Genomic DNA, 17,750 nt, shown 5'->3' with positions numbered 1-17,750 from the left:
CAGTGATTAGGCAGTTGGTGTTTCTGCTTTTCTTTTTCTACGTTTCAGCCATATATACATCACGAACAACAACACAATCCCGATCCCAATCGGCAGAAGATATGGATCTAACATTGCGCCAACCTCTTTCCAGTTCTCCCCGAGCACAAATCCAAGATACACATATACAAATGTAATAGGCGTAATCGCTAAAAACGTGTACAGGCAAAAGACCCACACATTCATCTTGGCAATACCGCACGGGATGGAAATAAGCGTTCTGACTCCTGGAATAAACCGGCCGCTAAAAGCGACGAATCCACCATGCTTTTCAAAGAAGGCATCCGATTTATCAAGCGACTCCGGTTTAACAAAAAAGTACTTCCCATATTTATTTAAAAAGGGTCTACCGCCATAACGTCCTAACCAGTACAAGGTCAAAGGACCAGCCACGCCGCCAATAGAGCCGGCTGCCACAACACCAATGAAGGCCATGTCCCCTTCTGAGACCCAGTAACCCGCAAGAGGCAGAACCACTTCAGCAGGAACAAATTCAATACATAATGCAAGGAAGATGCCAAAGTACGACAAGTTCTTAAAGGCATCAGCTAAAGAAATAATAAAATCTTCGATGTTTATCAATCCCTTTCACACATAATCGTTTAACTGATTCTATCTCTTTTAGAATCGCACATATATTAAACGAATAAAACCGAAGAAACGATTCACTTTTCGTCGTTTTTTTACATTAAATTTGATTTTACTATAAAAGACAAGTGAAAAAAACGTTGATTGTGGTATTTAAGTGAAGGAAAAGTGAACACAGAAGCCATTCGATCCGATATATTAGGTATACGTCTGTTTTAAGATACTGGAGGTTTTCTTACATGACCCATTTAACAGGAAGCTACAATGGATGGCTTGTCTTTCTGTCAATCGCAGTCGCCGCTGCCGCCTCCTACTCAGCTCTTCAATTAGCCAGCCGAGTGGCTCAGTCAAGCGGTGTAAAGAAAAAGGTATGGCTGATCGTTGGTGCCATGATCATGGGAATGGGGATATGGTCGATGCATTTTATCGGCATGATGGCATTTCACATGCGTGCTGGCATCACATATGAAACACCCTTGCTCATTTTATCGATTTTGGCATCTTTTGTCGGGTCCTTGATCGCATTCACAATATGCATTCAAGAGCAGCTCTCCACAAGACGGCTGCTCATTAGTTCAATCACCATGGGCTCAGCTATTTGCAGCATGCATTATCTTGGAATGGAATCAATGGCCAATGTCTCAATCAGCTATGATCCAGTCCTCTTTTTTCTTTCTTTTTTCATTGCTGCGATAGCGTCTTTCTTTTCGCTTCATCTCTTTTTTCGGCTCCATCGAACCGGGAAAAAGCAGGAGGATCATCTGTTAAAAATAGCTGGTGCACTCGTGATGGGCGGGGCTGTTTCTGGCATGCATTATACCGGTATGGCTGCTTCTACTATGTTTTTTCATTCAGACGGACAGTCCTATGGGGGTGGTTCTCTTGAATTATCACCATTCAGTCTGTCGATTTTCATCGGCTTAATGACACTGATTGTTCAAACACTGATGATTTTTGGTGCCTATATAGATCACCGAATCATGAAGCAGGCGGATAAGCTAAAGGAAAATGAACAGCGTTTCCAATCGCTCATCAAACATAATATCGATGGCATTATCGTGTTATCGGTCAATCGAAAGGTGCTTTCTGCGAACGACTCAGGTAAACAAATCCTAAAAATGTGCAATTCTTGGATTGGTGATGATGTCAGCCAATACGTCATGCCGACTGACACGTGGGAAGAATTTATTTACGAGTCAAAAAAAGCCATCACACGTGAAGCAGAACTAAAAACAGCAGATCGCTTTTATTATTATCATGTCACTTACATACCTGTTCATGTCAACAATACGCTTGACAGTATTTATCTTGTCTTAAAAGATTTAACGCAGCAGCGGATTGCAGAAAAAGAAATTCATGTCATGGCACATTATGATGCGTTAACTGAGCTTCCTAATCGGCGCCACGCCATCAACCATTTAAGTGATGTTCTCTCCGCTCAAGAAGAGACAGGAACATCGACGGCTGTTCTGTTTCTTGATTTGAATCGTTTTAAAATTATTAATGATGCACTTGGTCATAACATAGGGGACTTACTTCTTAAAGCAGCTGCAAACAGACTAACGCAATGTTTACCAGGCAACGGCTTTATAGCCAGACTAGGCGGGGATGAATTTTTAATGATCTTCCCTGACATGGGGCATGACACACAGAAAATTGAACAGCTTTCTCAAAATATCATTCGGCAATTTGAGCGTCCTTTTTTCATCCAGAATCATCAGCTCATTACTTCTATCAGCATTGGAATCGCTATCTCACCTCAAAATGGCAAAGATGGGATGGAGTTAATGAGGAAAGCCGATATGGCGATGTATTTATCCAAAAAACATAAGCAAAGCCGTTATGAGTTTTTCACCGAATCAATGGAAAGATCAAGTGAAGACAGGTTGAACCGAGAGCTTGAGTTACGGGATGCCATTCAAAGAAAACAGTTTGTGCTCCACTACCAGCCGCAAGTGAGTGCGAAAACAAGACAGATGACTGGCGTAGAAGCTCTTCTAAGAATGAAAGCACCAGATGGTTCGTTAAAATCACCCGAGGCTTTTATTGAACTGGCAGAGGAATCAGGACTGATCATTGATATTGGCAGATGGGTGATTGATACCGCATGCAGGCAGGCTAAAACGTGGTATGACAACGGGCTGAAAATTCCCGTGGCTGTCAATTTATCTGCAAAACAATTCAATTCTGAAGACTTAATTGATTTGATTAAGCTGACACTGAAAAAATACGATATGACACCGTCACTGCTCGAGCTTGAAGTCACAGAAAGTATGACAATGGACAATATCAAGCAATCAAAACAAGTGCTGACCTCACTGAAACATCTGGGCGTTCGCATTAGTATTGATGACTTTGGTACAGGGCATAGCTCCTTAAGCTATTTAAAGGATTTGCCCATTCATCGACTAAAAATCGACAAGTCCTTCATTGAAGATATTTTAAATGATTCGAAATCTGAACAGATTACAGGTGCCATTATCGCGATGGGACATCAACTATCTCTCGAGGTCATAGCAGAAGGTGTTGAAACCTTTGCGCAGGCGCAGCTTTTATCTGCGCAAGGATGTGACGACTTGCAAGGCTTTTATTATGCGAAGCCCCTTCCAGCAAACGATATCGAAAAATTCATTGCCTATCCAGCGCATCAGCTGGACACATAAAAAAGGTGCCAATCATGGCACCTTTTCGTTCTATCTAAATAATAAATGTTGACTGTGAATACCTGCTTTTTTCAATAGACTAATCAATTGTTCTTGTTCTTCTCGCGAGAGGCCAGAGAAGGCACGCGCAATCCGGAGAGAATGAATCGGGTAAATCTTATCAAGATAACTGCGCCCTTTATCCGTTAAATGGGCATAAACCGACCGTTTATCCTTTGGGTCCTGCTCTCTTTCAATGAAACCATTTCGTTCTAATTTGTCAATTACGTACGTCACATTCCCGCTGACAAGCAGGAGTCTTGAGCCGATTTGCTGAAGTTTTTGAGCACCTCTCGTATACAGCAATTCAAGAACCGCAAATTCAGTTGGATTAAATCCATGCTCTTTGCTGTCTCTAATGCTGTGTTCTGAAACGCTTTTAAATGCTCTTGCAAATACCTTGTAAAGTGTCATTGAACGTTCTACTTCTTCTTCATTAAACGATAGTCTCATCACATATCTACCTCTTATAATATTTTTTTAACTTCAAGGCTTTCTTGCGGTGCAGTTGGAGCCTTTCGTAAAAAATAGAAGTACGTTTTTGAAAACCCTTTCAACCACATAAGTGACTCCATTCGTGTTATGTATAAGATTTCGATATAAACTTTTAAAATCCTTCTTATTTTTCACAATCATCTCGAAAAAAAGGTTTTTTAGCAAACCATCAAGATACGACACAGTTTAACATAATCTGTAAGGACTCTATGTTTCTTTACACTGTATTCGTCAAATTTCTACAAAATTCAATATTGCTATAATATTGAGCACAAAAAAAGAACCCTTTATGTGACATACGCACATTTCAAGGGATTTTTACAAATCACGCTCTGTTTTGTTGAAATAGAAGTGATACTCTTTTTTTAAGTCACTAATTGTCATGTTCTTGGCCGCACTAGGGCTGTACACTCCCAATGAACAGAGCTGCTTCGTATAATAATGTCTTTCCTTTGCTAAAGCTTCTGTTAAGATACGCCGCACCGATTATCCCCCCTATCAATTGATCTGGAGCAGGTGCTTATGAAGACCTTTTATACAAATCATTTTGTACAGCTCTTAGAAGAGCATGCGCATTCTGACCTGCAGCCTGCATGAATCGCTCCAGTAATTCATCCCTCTTCATATCTAATGCGATAATTTCTTTTGCCATACAGATGATCCGTGTTTGCTCCATCATATGCTCCTCCTCCTATTTCAACTCATCATCATTATATTCATGCGTAGCAATCACTTCACATATGTTGTCAACTTTCCTTCCATCGTTTTTTCACTTTTATGTTTTTGTGTTATATTTTCTAACAAACGATAGGTTTTTTTCGTTGTCATTTTGTATAATATGAAGAAAAGACTTGCAGGGGTGAGTATATGACGCAGGAAGATGTATCTTATAAAGATAAAAAAGTCATTTCAATCGGGATTGTCAGTGAATTAACAGGGCTATCCGTCAGGCAAATCCGATATTATGAGGAACGCAGACTCATCTACCCCCAGCGCTCAACAAGAGGCACGCGTAAATATTCTTTTTCTGATGTAGAACGATTAATGGACATTGCCAACAAACGAGAAGACGGTGTGCAAACAGCGGAGATTTTGAAAGACATGAAGAAAAAGGAACAGGCCTTAAAAAGCGGACAATATAAGAAAAAAATGCTGGAAGGTCAAATTAACGCACACTTCAGGTACAAAAATCGATAAACAAATAAAGTTTAGCTGACTCTTTTAGGCTTTGTTCGCACTTGATTTTTGGTCATGGCTTAATGAAAAAGAGACAGCTTTTTTTGCTGTCTCCGTTATCAAACCAAAGCCCTTGGAAACCAATTACAGCTTAGAGCTATTTTAGTGAGAGTATAGCTTTAATAGTTCTTGTGTTGGCAAACGATTTGTATTGTTCGTGCCAACAAAATATTCTAATTGCCATTTCTGCGTTTGGATAGCTTGTATGCTAGCAGGTTTATCCCAGCTAGGATAAACCCTCATGGCCATTTTTCCTTTAGTCGTATCTGTTTTAAGAATATGTTGTTTTACAAGAACTTCTTTTGGAAAAACGAATTGACCAAAATCATTTTCACTAGTAAAGGTATTGATCACCAATAAATCCATAGCTTTTTCATATGAAAAAGGTTGGTTTTTATTTTCCTCATCCTTTTCCCAAAAAGCAACAAACTGTCCTATCTTAGTAGGCGTTATTTTTGCCACTCTAAATCTAATCGACTTTGAATTTAGCTGAAACACACCAGCTCCATAATTCGAATTTTGGACTTCTTCTCGGACAGCTTTCAAGGACAGTCGATTGGGTTCATAAAACATTTTATTTACATATGTTAACGCGTTATAAAATTCATTCACTGCTTTATCCCCTTATTTATTACTCATTCCAACGCTCTTTCAACATTATCTTAATTTGAACACAATGCCAAATCCTATTAAGTGAAATAAGCTATATAAGCAAGGACATCAGTTTAAATTTACTTTTTTCAGGCGGCGTGCAACAACATTTCATTCTAAGAAACAACACTATATCAAATAGCGTTTAGGTATATTGTTAAGTGCAGGCGATCTAGCGTTTATCCATTCGTTCAGGAATCGAAACAGTTCGTTCATTGATCACATTCCCCGTGTTTAGAGTCGTTTTTGGTTCAATTAAGAGCAAATGAACTTCTTCTTCAGCAATTGGCTGATGTTCAATTCCTTTTGGAATCACAAGAAACTCTCCTTCATTAAGCGCTATTTCTCTATCCCTAAAACGGATGACTAGATTTCCTTTCCATACAAAGAACATTTCATCCTCGTCATCATGGTGATGCCAAATGAATTCACCCTTAATTTTTACCATTTTCATGTATGAGTCGTTCAACTCTCCGCTTATTTTTGGATTCCAATAATCATTTATTTGCGAAAATTTCTCTTGGATATTAACCTTTGAAATCAATAGATTCCCTCCTCATTTACTTGAAAACGTCTTTTTATCTTTCCTAAGCTAAAACTCCCTACCTCGCAAATTCTCCTCCTCATGATCAGACACCAAGGGACACAATGAGCATCAACCTCTTATATTATTAAGTTTACTTATTCTATTGGATCACGTAAAATCAAAAAATAGTGTATAGTTCATCACAATTTGTGATGCAAAAAGGAGCATTATTTTGGATATTAAATCTTTGGAGATATTTAAAGCAGTAGCTATTGAACAAAGCGTTACAAAAGCTGCTGAGAAATTAAATTATGTGCAGTCCAATGTCACTGCACGAATCCAGCGTCTTGAACAAGAATTAGGTGTTCCTCTTTTCTATCGATATCACAAAAAGATATCCTTAACGCCTGCAGGGCGTGAATTGTTGCCATATGCAAACAAATTACTCTACGATTTTGAAGAAGCGATAGAGGCCGTAAAGCTTTCCTCTACTCCGCGGGGAACTTTGCACATTGGATCTATAGAGTCTACTGCTTCGACAAGATTGCCCAGCATTTTCGCAGCATATCACAAGACATTTTCACAAGTAGAATTGAGCTTGTATATGGCACCTACTGTAGATCAGGTTCATGCTATTCTCAACTACAAGGTAGATGGTGCATTGGTTGATGGGCCTATTCTTCATCCCGACATTATTGAATATCCGGTATTGGAAGAATCTCTTGTTCTCATTACAAGCTACTCCCAGGAGGAATTCCAGGTAGAATCAATTTTGCATGAACCATTGCTTTCGTCATTTGCGCATTGCATCTATTTGGGGCGTTGGCAACGATGGTTAGAGAGCAATGGCTTTGCTCCGATGAAGGTAATGGAATATGGCACTTTAGAGGGCGTGCTTAAATGCGTCGAAAACGGGCTAGGGGTTACCGTATTACCAAAATCTATGGTCGAATCTCGGGTGCAAGGCAAATTTACCTGTCATCCTTTACCGGAACCACATAGAATCGTGCCCACTGTGTTTATAAGGCGCCGCGATTCGTACATGACCAGTGCCCTCTCACGGTTTATGGAATTATTGGGCATAACTCATATGTGATCAGGTCATTTGTGGTAAAAAAGAGGATAGATAGAGCAAAGTTCTTTCAGCTCTTCTATCCTTTTTAAATAAAATCATTTTAACTTTCATTGAGAGGAAGCATCAGTTCCTTCAACGAGCCCTACAAAGTCAATCCGTACACCGCCTTTTTCAGGATCTTCTATGACCCGCATGGCCAGTGCCTTTTTCTCCCCTGTTTTTTCATCTTCGTAATTCGCACGAAAGACGTGAATGCTGGCTTCTTCCAATTGAAAATCTTCATAAGAAAGTGTCTCTATGCCCCATTCTTTTTTCATTTTTAGAATGTCTTTTGGACTTGGGACAGCGCCTTCAACATAGATGTTTTCTATTTTTTGTTTATTTCCTTCGGTAATCGCTTCAATCATATGCTCTGCTGCCACCAGTCTTCTGTCTTTCCCCTCGTCTTCCCTTGAACATGCACCTAGCAATACAATTACAATGCACATTAAAATGAATAAAAACTTCTTCATTTTTCTCTCCCACCTTCTCCTTAAAATGTAAAGGATGGAAGCGCTATATGCAATCTTTATTCAAAAAAGACTGTAAAACGTCACGTTTTACAGTCTTTTTGCTACATCAGTGTATGAAGGAATGCTGTTGCAATTCCAAAATAGATCAGTAAGGATAAAATATCATTCAATGTTGTGATCAGCGGCCCAGATGCAATAGCTGGGTCCACGTTTAATCTGTGTAAAATAATCGGTACGACCGTACCTGCCATAGTCCCAATAATCAGTGTTGCAAGCAGCGAGGAACCGACAACAAAACCTAAAATCATATTGCCCTGCCACACCATTGCGACGACTGTAATAATAATGGAACACACAATCCCAATGTAAATACTCGTTCTCAGCTCTCTAAAAATAAGACGCATGATGGTTTTTTTCGTTAATTCTTCTTTTGAAAGCCCTCTAATGACGACGGCAAGAGACTGTGTCCCTGTATTCCCTGTCATCCCGGCAATCATCGGCATGAAGAACGCTAAAGCAACGACTTGCTGAAGGGTACCTTCAAAATAATTTAAAATACTGCCTGAAATCAGCCCAATGAACAAGAGTAAAATGAGCCACGGAAGACGGCGGTATGCCGCCACAAATGCCGGCGTATCGAACGTGATATCTTTACCAGAGGCAGCAAACTTTTCATAGTCTTCGCCCGCCTCTTGAATCACAACATCAATGATATCATCGACTGTAACAATTCCGACTAGAACATTGTTCTCTTCCACAACAGGAATCGCAAGGAAATCATATCGTTCAATCAGCTTTGCGATTTCCTCCTGATCCTGAAAGGCTCCAACGGCAATGACTCTTGTAAACATGAGATCCTGTACCTTTTCATCCGGTTCACCTAAAATGAGATCCCGGTATGAGAGAACGCCTACAAGCTGTTTTTGATCATTAATCACATATAAATAGTTGATTGATTCCGCAATTTCAGCAAAGCTTTTCAGCTTCACAACTGCATCCTGCACTGTAAAATGCTGAGGAATCCAAACGTAACGGTTGGTCATGATCCGTCCCGCTGTCTCAGCAGGATAATTCATAAGAAGCTGGACGGCTTTTGATTCCTCTGCTTCCATGTTAGATAAAAGCTGATCCTTTAGTTCATCCTCCATCTCATCAAACAAGTTAGCTAGATCATCGTTATCCATTTTGTTTGTGACGAAGGTCGCTTTGTCTTTCCCTACTTTTTCAAGAACAATTTCTTGATATTCCCGCTCCAGCTCACCCATCATTTCTGTCACGTCATCGACTGGTAAAAAGCTGAGGAAGCGGCCGCGGTGTTTCTCTGGAAGTTCTTTAAATAAGTAGGCCATATCATATGGCTGAAGTTCTTCCATGATGTTTTTAAATTCTTTTCGTTTTCCATCTCTTAGTAAAATAATGATGCGTAAAATGAGTTCATCATACGTAATATTTTGTATCATCGCTCTTACCTCCCCAAAGTCAGGAGATACCCGAATCCCTTAGAATGTGCGGGGGTCAGGATCTCCTCTATCTGATGTCTCAATCTGATCTTTTGACATATCCTCTATGTGTCTAGAATCGGGATGATCCATCCCCACACCTCCTTTTCTCATAAAAAAGCACCTTCAACCGAATGAAGGCGCTTTGTAAGCATGACAAATAAACACTTGCTCCTTCAATCGTAGAGCTTTAGCACTGTATGGCATAGGAAAAATCCAGCTGCATTAAAAATCACCTTATGTCGATGATTTCTGTTGACCCATTGGCGTCTTTGGACATTTTTGGGCAGCAGCGTATCTCCATACAGGAGCCTCACCTAACGAAGTCTCATATTGTTGACACACTGAGATTACAGAAAAAGCGCAGTGATGTCAATAAGCAAGATGCCAATTTCCCTTATGTATTCGCTTACTTTTGAAAAAAAGAGCGATAGACAAAGTAGACCATCGCCCTTTCATGTCTTTTATTCCTCTTCTGGCTGATTCATATCCTCTTGGGAGAGGAGATGAAAGGAATCATGCAAAAACAAAGCATATCCTTCTCCGTCAGGATGCGGAACATATTCCGCATGGTCCATTGTTTGCTCTTCTTCTTTTTTCTTCATATTCTCTCGCCTCCTTTCCCGTAGTTTGTCCCAATGAAAAAACCTTACACATGAAAGTGTAAGAAGTGATTAGTACAAAACGGCTGAACTCATAAAGGTGCGGCGAATGTCACCATTGGCAATGCACTGATAACCGTCGCTATAGCTAAAAATGAATGATTGTTTACAAAAAAAAGATCTCTCTGATTAGGGTACAGCCATTGATTGATAACACAATGTATAATACTAAGTATAAAAATTGAATATTGGGGGATATGATAATGAACGAAACTACACTGAACATGCACTTTTCAAATGATTTATTAAAAAAAGTAAGAGAACAATTTTTATATATTGATGAGGATCCTATCCTAAAAAAGGAACGACTTTTTTTTGACAATGCAGGTGGCTCTCTTCGTTTAAAACAGGCAAATCATATATTTTCAATCATTGATGGCATCCCAGATTGTTCTGAAAGAAATCATAAAACTGCAAAACACTTGATTGATATCCATAAAAAGGGGATTGTTGATCTTCAAACCATTTTTAACGTGAAACAAGGAAGCTTCGCCACATATCTGACAGCATCACAGGCTATCTTTCAAACTACGGGTATCATTGCAGAACATATTCAAGGAACAAATATTGTCACAACATCCTTAGAACATCCAGCAGCCTATGACGCAGCTAGTTTTTATGCAAATAAATTAAACAAAGAGCTGAGAGTGGCCAAGTCTAATCCTTTAACAGGTGGAGTGAACGTAGAAGACATCTTGGCATTAATCGATCAAGATACTGTTCTTCTAAGCGTCATCTATGCTTCGAATATCTCTGGTGCTATTTTAGACATTGAACAAATTGTACAAGAGGCAAGAAAAAAGAAACCAAACTTATTTATCATGGTTGATGCCGTTCAACATGCACCTCATGGTTTAATTGATATTGAAAAAACACCTGTGGATGTGATAAATTTTGCCCCATATAAATTTTTTGGTGTTAGAGGCTGCGGGATTGCTTATTTATCGGAAAGAGCTGCTCTTCTCCCTCATCATAAGTTAAAAGGAAAGAAAGAAACTGAATGGGGTCTAGGAACTCCAGCACCTGCTCATTATGCGGCTATTAGCGCAATTGTTGATTATGTGTGCTGGCTTGGAGGTCATTTTACAACAGTGAATGCCAGACGACAGTTATTCGCAGCAGGTATGGAAGCTATCGGAAAACAAGAAAGGTCTTTATTAAAAATAATGCTAGACGGGACACCCAACGTAAAAGGGCTAAGAGAAATCAAAGGAGTTACCGTGCATCTTGATGACCATGATTTATCAAAAAAAGATTTCATCGTAGCCATATCGATAGAAGGAACAAACCATGAGGATGCAGTAAGACAATATGAACAGCACGGTGTGATCGTATATGAAAGGTTGAATACAAGCATTTATTCTAAAAGGATGCTGGATTCCTTTGGAATGAAAGGGGCTATTAGAATATCACCTCTCCATTGTCATACTATTCAAGAGATTGAGACGTTTTTAAGAACAACTGAAATGATAAGCAATCAATATAAAAAGCATTAACATGCTTGCAGATTGTTGACAAAGGGTAAAATGATCTTTATTTTAGCCCTTTGTCTTCTTTTCAGCGTGATAGAAAACCTTTGAAGTCTAGGAAGGACGAGTACTGGAGCGGAGCGAATTTGACATTCGTGAGCACCAGCACGCAGGACTGACACCGAATGCGAGGGTTTGTCTACACGCTGAAAGCATTAACATGCTTGGTGTACAGATACATGGAAGTACGCTATTCAGTTTGATATTCATTTGTACTTGTATACAATCAATTAGGCAAAAATAACGGTCTGAACCATCGGTTCAGACCGCATACAAATTTATCTTAGGATTGCTGGCGTATTAATCATCCCATTCTTGCTTCAGGATTTTGCCTGTTTTAGCGGAAATCTCAAAATCAACTTCCTCGCCGTTTGGTGTGGTGATTTCGACTTCATATAAGTACACACCATTTTCTTTATCTAAATCAGAATCTGTGACTGTTCCTTTTACTTTTGCAAGGGCAATTTGTTCAGCCTGCTTTTTAGTGATTTTCACATTTTGTTTCTTTTCTTTGACTGGATCATTCAACGCTTTTCCTGTTTTGGCATCGACATATACTTTATATTCAAAGCCGCCTTTTTTAATCTCGACCTCGTACACCCATTTTCCTTTTTTACGCTCAAGATCCACATCGTCCACATACCCTTTCACCACTTTTAGGGCTGCTTTTTCTGCTTGTTTCTTTGAGACAAACGAAGATTTCTTTTGCACCACTTGCTCCGCGTGTGCTGTTTGATTTGTATTTTGCGCTTGAAGTGTGAAACCACCTGCGACAAGAGTTCCTGTTAATGCTGTAATTACTAGTACTTTTTTCATCATGTTCATGTCCTCCTCTATTTGATTTCTCCTTTATCTTAAAGAAACAAGATGATAAAGGAAGGAAAGAAACATGAGAAAATCATGAGAAAAGGATTAGTTTTCGTACGTAATTCCTTCTATATCCCCTGTATATGCGTTCACAAGCACCTCTGCCTCTCGCCCATCAGGCAAATCCAGCTCCACCTCAAATACGAGCATACCGCTAAATGTTTCAAGATCGGCATCATCCACTGTCCCTCCGACTTCTTTTACTGCAATTCGGATGGCTTCTTCGACCGTGATTTTTGTCATTTTCTTTTCTTTAGAGGTCGGGTTTTTCTTTTCTGCTTCAAGCACCTTAAACGTTTGCTTATCGACATCGACTTGATATAATTCTTTTTTTGATTGGATCGTAAAGATAAAACGATCGGACTTTTCTTTCTTTTGAATGACCGTACCGCTCACTTTTTTAACAGCCGCTTCTTCTGCCAGAAGCTCAGCATTTTTTTCATTTGGCTTTTGATAGCTTTTTAACTGCTTGATTTCTTTCATTTGACCGCTTGCGGAGGATACAATGATTTGATAGATCCCATTTGAATTTTCCAGGGTCAAGGTATAGTCCTGTTTATGATTGATTAAATCAATATTTGTAATGTTTCCATTGTAGTCTTTTGCGATGATTTTTTTGATCTCTGCTTCACTTAATATTTTTTGATCAATGGTTTGAATCATGAGCATTGCAAAGGCTGCAACGACGAGACATCCTGCAAGCGCAAGCACCATTTTCGTTTTTCTAGACATGCAGCGCCTCCTTCCTATTTCCTATTTTATAAGGAGGAAATGAGAAATTGATGAGAAAAGACCCATTTATTTCGGGAAAAGAATGGTCATGGTTGTCCCTTCGCCGATTCGGCTGTCTACCATCAGCTCAGCTCCATGCTCTTCTGCAATTTGCTTCGCAATTGAAAGACCAAGACCCGTTCCGCCGGTCTCACTGTTTCTTGCTTCATCCACACGGAAAAAGCGGTCAAAGATTTTCGGAAGATTCTCTTCTTTTATGCCAATTCCATGGTCAACGACTGAAATATACGGCTTCTCTCCTCTCCATCCGCAGGTCACATCAACTGGCTCTGTACTATATTTGACCGCATTATCAATCAAGATGGTCAAAAGCTGTTTGATTTTCTCTTCATCCCCCTCAGCGACGAGCGGCTGATCTGTTTGCACATCAGGATCAATGGTTCGATTCGTTGCGACTTCAAGTGTATGGCATATCTGCTTGCATAAATGGCCAAGATCAACTGGCCTCATGTCCAAGTAAAGCGGCTGACCATTTTTCGCAAGTGTTAATAATTGATCTGTCAGCCTTTTCATTTTTTTCGCTTCATCATGAATCGCTTGAGAGGATTCTTCTATAACCTCTGGACGTGTTTGTCCCCAGCGCTTTAGTAAATTGCTGTAGCTCATAATGACGGTAATCGGTGTCTTCAATTCATGAGAGGCATCATGCAAGAATTGCTGCTCTTTCTCATAATGCTTCTCGAGTATTTCTGACATTTCATTAAAGGTTTGTCCCATTTGATACAATTCATCCTTTGAATCCCCTGCTAGTTTGATTCGCTTAAACGCCTTCTCCTTCATACTTGCCTTCATGGTGCTCGTCATTCTACTAATAGGGCGTACGATTTGTTTTGTTAAAATGTGGCCAGCAAAATAGGAAAGCACTATAATTAAAACGCCAGCAGCGATTAAAATCATTCTTAATAACGCCAAATTCTCTTCCGTATTTTCGATTTCTTCATATACTTGAAGCGACACAATCTCTCCATTTGTCCAAATGACCGGAATCGCAGCGAACGCAATCATATGCTTGTTGTATTCTTTTATTTCTGCTGTCTGACCAGTTTCATATGTAAAAGGCAGTGAGCTAAACGTTGATTCCTTTGTGACAGTCAACTTTGACTCACCCTTTTCTGTCACGACACGGATCATACCATTTTGGGGCAGGTACGCTTTCAGCAGCTCCGAGGATGGAAGACCCTCTTCTTCTGATTTTTTTAAGGCAATGGCAATATTTTCAGCGACCTCAGACAGCCGGGACATATCTTTTTGCGTTAAGGTCATCGAAAAAATAAAATAAATGGCTGTATGAAATAGCAGCACCATTAAAAACAAGGACAACGATGTATAAAGCTGAATTTTATTTTTTAATCTCATTCTTTATCCTTTCATCACATAACCCACACCTCTCACTGTGTGAATCAGCTGTTTTTCGAATGGGTAATCGACTTTTTTCCTTAAATAACGAATATAGACATCCACTACGTTTGTGTCACCGAAGTAATCAAAGCCCCAAACGGCTGTTAAAAGCTGATCTCTTGTAAGCACTTGCTGCTGATGCTTCAGCAAGTGGACAAGCAGGTCAAATTCTCTCGGTGTGAGCTCAAGCATTTGCCCGGCCCTTTGTATGTCTCTTGTTTTCTCGTTGACGGTCAAATCTGCTATGCTAAGCTCTGTTTCCTTTTCTTCTTGCGCATGAATATTCAACCTTAGCTGCGCACGAATTCGCGCTAATAATTCTTCTATGTCAAAAGGCTTTGTAATATAATCATTCGCCCCAAGATCGAGGCCGCTTACTTTATCAGGCACACTCCCTCTTGCTGTTATCAAAATAATAGGTGTCGCTGTATTTGTCTTTCGAACCCTTCTCAGCACTTCAAGACCGCTTAATTCTGGAAGCATGACGTCAAGCAGCACCAAATCGAAGCTTTCCTCTTCAAGAGCCTGGAGTCCATCCATTCCTGTCTCTTTGACTGTCACCTCATATCCTTCATATTCAAGCTCTAGTGACAGCACCCTTGCAATTTTCTTTTCATCTTCGACTACGAGTATCTTCCCTTTGTTCATCTCTATCTCTCCTATCTGAAAGGCAAGCTTGTCTTTCCATTATTATATGTTGCCTTTCCCATTTGGAACAGTCACAAACTTCACGTCTTTTTTTACTTAAAAAAGGGACACATATTTAATAAAGCTGTATTCATTTTCATCAATTTTTAAACATAGTCATTCAATCTCACGAAATACAGAGAAATCAAATTGAATAGATGCTCAACAAAAAAAGCCTCTTTCTTGAGGCTTTTTATTTATTTCGTTTTAGGATTATTGTCAAAAAGCTCGTCTACTGTGGTATCCAGAACAGTTGCAATGTCAAAGGCTAATTGTAAAGTAGGATCATATTTATCATTTTCAATGGCATTTATGGTTTGTCTTGAGACCTTACAACGTTTAGCCAGTTCTTCTTGGGATAATTTAAAAGATTTTCTGAGTTCTCTAATATGATTTTGCATTTAATCACCATATTTTTTTCTGTAAATGATTAATGAAAACAAATATATGATTGAGATCAGAGTCAAAAACATGATAGGGGAAACTCCAAAACCTTTATAAGAATTTTTTTCTTGAATCATTAAAAATATGGCCTGTGCGACTTCTAATACCAGTATACCGATTACCACCATAAAAGCATAGGATTGAGCTTTCGAGTAGATAAATTTCTTTCTCTCATCACCTTTTTGAATCATTGGTGCAATAAAGATGAACAGTCCGATCAGTAATAATATAACTGAATACAAAATTTTTACAACATCCATTTATTCGTCCCCTCTCCATCAAAATGTAAAAAACTCTTTACATTTAAAATCATAGCATCATTCCGATAAATGTCAAATATTTTTTACATTTTATTTTATATAACGTTATCATAAAAAAACAATCATTCGCCCCTCGCTTGTGCTCTTCCTTCCCTTCTATTTATCATCTCCTGATTTCATTGTTATGTAGTTTGCCTCTTTTAGTCCTTTTCACCCATTTTCATCTATACAGGTGCAAGCTCACTATGCAGCATTTCCTTCTTTTTCATATGATATCAAGAGTTTTCCTCAAAAGTTGAGTTCTTTCGTCAAGAAGTGAGGAGAACTGCACTTTTGATAATAGATTGATTATTTGAAAAATTATTACAATTGACCCTTTCCGATCAAAAGGTTCTTTTATACAATAACATTACGCAGCCTGAATCTACTTTGAAAACAAAATAAGGAGGGCTTTCTTATGAAAGGTGAAATTCGCTTAATTCCGTATGAAGTAAAAGCCAATGTGATGGAAGCGAAAGAGACGCCAGAAAGTATTCAGGAGATTAAAGCACCCGAACTTTGGTCAAGTGGCTTCAAAGGAAAAGGCATAACCATTGCTGTCCTTGATACAGGCTGTGACACAGAGCATCCCGACTTAAAAGATCAGATTATCGGAGGCAAGAACTTTACCGATGATGACAATGGAGATGCTGAAAATGTAAAAGACTACAACGGGCATGGTACCCATGTAGCAGGAACGATTGCAGCAACAGATCAAAATGGCGGAATTCTAGGGGTTGCCCCTGAAGCCAAGCTGCTGATCGTGAAAGTTCTTGGCGGTGAAAATGGCAGCGGGAAATACGAATGGATCATTAATGGCATCAACTATGCCGCTGAGCAGAAGGTGGATATTATCTCTATGTCTCTCGGTGGTCCAAGCAATGAGCCCGCCTTGCAGGAAGCCATTCAAAATGCGGTGAAAAGTGGTGTACTTGTTGTGTGCGCAGCAGGAAATGAAGGGGACGGGGACGAGCGTACAGAAGAATTCTCCTACCCAGCAGCATACAATGAAGTCATTGCCGTCGGCTCTGTCTCCCTTGCAAGAGAATCCTCTGAATTCTCCAACGCCAATAAAGAAATCGACCTCGTCGCTCCAGGAGAAGACATTTTATCCACTCTTCCTAACCATAAATATGGCAGACTCACAGGCACCTCAATGGCTGCCCCTCACGTGAGCGGTGCACTAGCCATTATTAAAAATGCCGAAGAAGAAGCGTTCCAGCGCAAGCTGACAGAGCCTGAGGTCTATGCTCAGCTTGTCAGAAGAACCCTTCCACTGAAGCAATCTAAAGCCCTCGTCGGAAATGGATTTTTATATTTAACTGCGCCTGATGTCCTTTTAGAAAAAACATTGGAAGCAGATCTTTTATCTCTATAGCTTGAATAGAGGTCCTGAGAATAGATAGAATTTTCTCAGGATTTTTTTAATTAAAATTATTCAAAATTTACTTTGACGAAATGAAATGGACGTTATATAATCGAACACAATAAATTCATAGTTTGAGAGTCGGTAATTCGATCATACGTCGAATTTTAATTGGGAAGACCGGTGAAAATCCGGCGCGGTCCCGCCACTGTGAGTGAGGAGAGCTTTTCTCATGAATCCACTGTCATAAGGACGGGAAGGAAGAAAAGCTTGCAGATTCACCAGCCAGGATACCAGCCGCTCTATCACATCAAACCCCCTACGGTTGATAGGAGATGTCGGAAAAAGCGTCAGTTATGCTCACGTCTTATTTCGCACACACA

The 17,750-nt window shown here is 39.5% G+C and carries 20 protein-coding genes and 2 riboswitches; of the genes, 5 read left to right on the top strand and 15 right to left on the bottom strand.

The window, feature by feature from the left end; all coding sequences use genetic code 11:
• Positions 1 to 6 precede the first annotated feature (6 nt).
• Complete coding sequence (locus tag MKY83_RS06720; RefSeq protein WP_003210834.1) at positions 7 to 621, bottom strand: DedA family protein; 615 nt, start codon at positions 619 to 621, stop codon at positions 7 to 9.
• A 245-nt stretch (positions 622 to 866) separates the two neighbouring features.
• Here MKY83_RS06720 and MKY83_RS06715 point away from each other — a divergent pair, with 245 nt between their 5' ends.
• On the top strand, positions 867 to 3,290 hold the full coding sequence (locus tag MKY83_RS06715; protein ID WP_185106976.1) for an EAL domain-containing protein: 2,424 nt from the start codon (positions 867 to 869) through the stop codon (positions 3,288 to 3,290).
• Between the two features lie 30 nt (positions 3,291 to 3,320).
• On the opposite strand, the gene MKY83_RS06710 is transcribed toward MKY83_RS06715, so the two are convergent.
• The 3 genes from MKY83_RS06710 to MKY83_RS06700 all read right to left on the bottom strand — a co-directional run bounded on the left by MKY83_RS06710 (position 3,321) and on the right by MKY83_RS06700 (position 4,500).
• Positions 3,321 to 3,785 carry a MarR family transcriptional regulator gene (locus MKY83_RS06710; protein ID WP_088004396.1) on the bottom strand — a complete coding sequence of 155 codons (465 nt, stop codon included), beginning with the start codon at positions 3,783 to 3,785 and terminating at the stop codon, positions 3,321 to 3,323.
• 357 nt (positions 3,786 to 4,142) lie between these two features.
• Positions 4,143 to 4,307: a hypothetical protein gene (locus tag MKY83_RS06705; protein WP_044138874.1), complete on the bottom strand. Its 165-nt coding sequence runs from the start codon at positions 4,305 to 4,307 to the stop codon at positions 4,143 to 4,145.
• Between the two features lie 37 nt (positions 4,308 to 4,344).
• The gene (locus MKY83_RS06700; RefSeq protein ID WP_095117785.1) at positions 4,345 to 4,500 is read right to left on the bottom strand and encodes a hypothetical protein; all 156 of its coding nucleotides are present in this window, start codon (positions 4,498 to 4,500) and stop codon (positions 4,345 to 4,347) included.
• Positions 4,501 to 4,691: 191 nt separating this feature from the next.
• Between MKY83_RS06700 and MKY83_RS06695 the strand changes: the two genes are divergently transcribed.
• Positions 4,692 to 5,021 carry a MerR family transcriptional regulator gene (locus tag MKY83_RS06695; RefSeq protein WP_012009715.1) on the top strand — a complete coding sequence of 110 codons (330 nt, stop codon included), beginning with the start codon at positions 4,692 to 4,694 and terminating at the stop codon, positions 5,019 to 5,021.
• Between the two features lie 141 nt (positions 5,022 to 5,162).
• Here MKY83_RS06695 and MKY83_RS06690 read toward each other — a convergent pair whose 3' ends face one another.
• Together MKY83_RS06690 and MKY83_RS06685 are read right to left on the bottom strand one after the other, a co-directional pair.
• Entirely contained in the window at positions 5,163 to 5,672 is a 510-nt protein-coding gene (locus MKY83_RS06690) for a MepB family protein (RefSeq protein ID WP_106067725.1), read from the bottom strand.
• A gap of 211 nt (positions 5,673 to 5,883) precedes the next feature.
• On the bottom strand, positions 5,884 to 6,255 hold the full coding sequence (locus MKY83_RS06685; protein ID WP_080772912.1) for a cupin domain-containing protein: 372 nt from the start codon (positions 6,253 to 6,255) through the stop codon (positions 5,884 to 5,886).
• Positions 6,256 to 6,469: 214 nt separating this feature from the next.
• On the opposite strand from MKY83_RS06685, the gene MKY83_RS06680 reads away from it, so the two are divergent.
• On the top strand, positions 6,470 to 7,333 hold the full coding sequence (locus tag MKY83_RS06680) for a LysR family transcriptional regulator (protein WP_065097139.1): 864 nt from the start codon (positions 6,470 to 6,472) through the stop codon (positions 7,331 to 7,333).
• 86 nt (positions 7,334 to 7,419) lie between these two features.
• Here MKY83_RS06680 and MKY83_RS06675 read toward each other — a convergent pair whose 3' ends face one another.
• The 3 genes from MKY83_RS06675 to MKY83_RS06665 form a co-directional block, all read right to left on the bottom strand.
• Positions 7,420 to 7,824: a hypothetical protein gene (locus MKY83_RS06675; RefSeq protein WP_065097138.1), complete on the bottom strand. Its 405-nt coding sequence runs from the start codon at positions 7,822 to 7,824 to the stop codon at positions 7,420 to 7,422.
• A 101-nt stretch (positions 7,825 to 7,925) separates the two neighbouring features.
• Complete coding sequence (mgtE, locus tag MKY83_RS06670; RefSeq protein WP_003212108.1) at positions 7,926 to 9,284, bottom strand: magnesium transporter; 1,359 nt, start codon at positions 9,282 to 9,284, stop codon at positions 7,926 to 7,928.
• A gap of 207 nt (positions 9,285 to 9,491) precedes the next feature.
• Positions 9,492 to 9,655, bottom strand: a riboswitch (M-box (ykoK) riboswitch).
• Positions 9,656 to 9,787: 132 nt separating this feature from the next.
• Positions 9,788 to 9,928, bottom strand: a complete 141-nt coding sequence (locus MKY83_RS06665) for a hypothetical protein (RefSeq protein ID WP_003212346.1) — start codon at positions 9,926 to 9,928, stop codon at positions 9,788 to 9,790.
• A 260-nt stretch (positions 9,929 to 10,188) separates the two neighbouring features.
• On the opposite strand from MKY83_RS06665, the gene MKY83_RS06660 reads away from it, so the two are divergent.
• Positions 10,189 to 11,481: an aminotransferase class V-fold PLP-dependent enzyme gene (locus tag MKY83_RS06660; RefSeq protein ID WP_185106978.1), complete on the top strand. Its 1,293-nt coding sequence runs from the start codon at positions 10,189 to 10,191 to the stop codon at positions 11,479 to 11,481.
• Between the two features lie 333 nt (positions 11,482 to 11,814).
• Here the strand turns inward: MKY83_RS06660 and MKY83_RS06655 are convergent, their stop codons facing one another.
• The 6 genes from MKY83_RS06655 to MKY83_RS06630 form a co-directional block, all read right to left on the bottom strand.
• Positions 11,815 to 12,333, bottom strand: a complete 519-nt coding sequence (locus tag MKY83_RS06655; protein WP_003211816.1) for a PepSY domain-containing protein — start codon at positions 12,331 to 12,333, stop codon at positions 11,815 to 11,817.
• Between the two features lie 93 nt (positions 12,334 to 12,426).
• A complete protein-coding gene (locus MKY83_RS06650; protein ID WP_106067723.1) occupies positions 12,427 to 13,113 on the bottom strand; it encodes a PepSY domain-containing protein in 687 nt (228 codons plus the stop codon).
• Positions 13,114 to 13,179: 66 nt separating this feature from the next.
• Positions 13,180 to 14,529, bottom strand: coding sequence for an ATP-binding protein (locus MKY83_RS06645; protein WP_106067722.1), 1,350 nt, complete (start codon positions 14,527 to 14,529; stop codon positions 13,180 to 13,182).
• Between the two features lie 3 nt (positions 14,530 to 14,532).
• Positions 14,533 to 15,219 carry a response regulator transcription factor gene (locus MKY83_RS06640; protein ID WP_003211113.1) on the bottom strand — a complete coding sequence of 229 codons (687 nt, stop codon included), beginning with the start codon at positions 15,217 to 15,219 and terminating at the stop codon, positions 14,533 to 14,535.
• Between the two features lie 236 nt (positions 15,220 to 15,455).
• Positions 15,456 to 15,659, bottom strand: coding sequence for a helix-turn-helix transcriptional regulator (locus tag MKY83_RS06635; RefSeq protein WP_050945187.1), 204 nt, complete (start codon positions 15,657 to 15,659; stop codon positions 15,456 to 15,458).
• Complete coding sequence (locus tag MKY83_RS06630; RefSeq protein ID WP_065097134.1) at positions 15,660 to 15,962, bottom strand: hypothetical protein; 303 nt, start codon at positions 15,960 to 15,962, stop codon at positions 15,660 to 15,662.
• A 457-nt stretch (positions 15,963 to 16,419) separates the two neighbouring features.
• On the opposite strand from MKY83_RS06630, the gene MKY83_RS06625 reads away from it, so the two are divergent.
• Positions 16,420 to 17,379 carry a S8 family peptidase gene (locus MKY83_RS06625; protein WP_003210884.1) on the top strand — a complete coding sequence of 320 codons (960 nt, stop codon included), beginning with the start codon at positions 16,420 to 16,422 and terminating at the stop codon, positions 17,377 to 17,379.
• 113 nt (positions 17,380 to 17,492) lie between these two features.
• Positions 17,493 to 17,684: riboswitch (cobalamin riboswitch) on the top strand.
• The last annotated feature ends 66 nt before the right edge of the window (positions 17,685 to 17,750 follow it).

Source organism: Bacillus sp. FSL M8-0266, assembly GCF_038613425.1.
Lineage (GTDB): Bacteria > Bacillota > Bacilli > Bacillales > Bacillaceae > Bacillus > Bacillus pumilus.
This window is presented reverse-complemented; position numbering and strand designations above follow the sequence as displayed.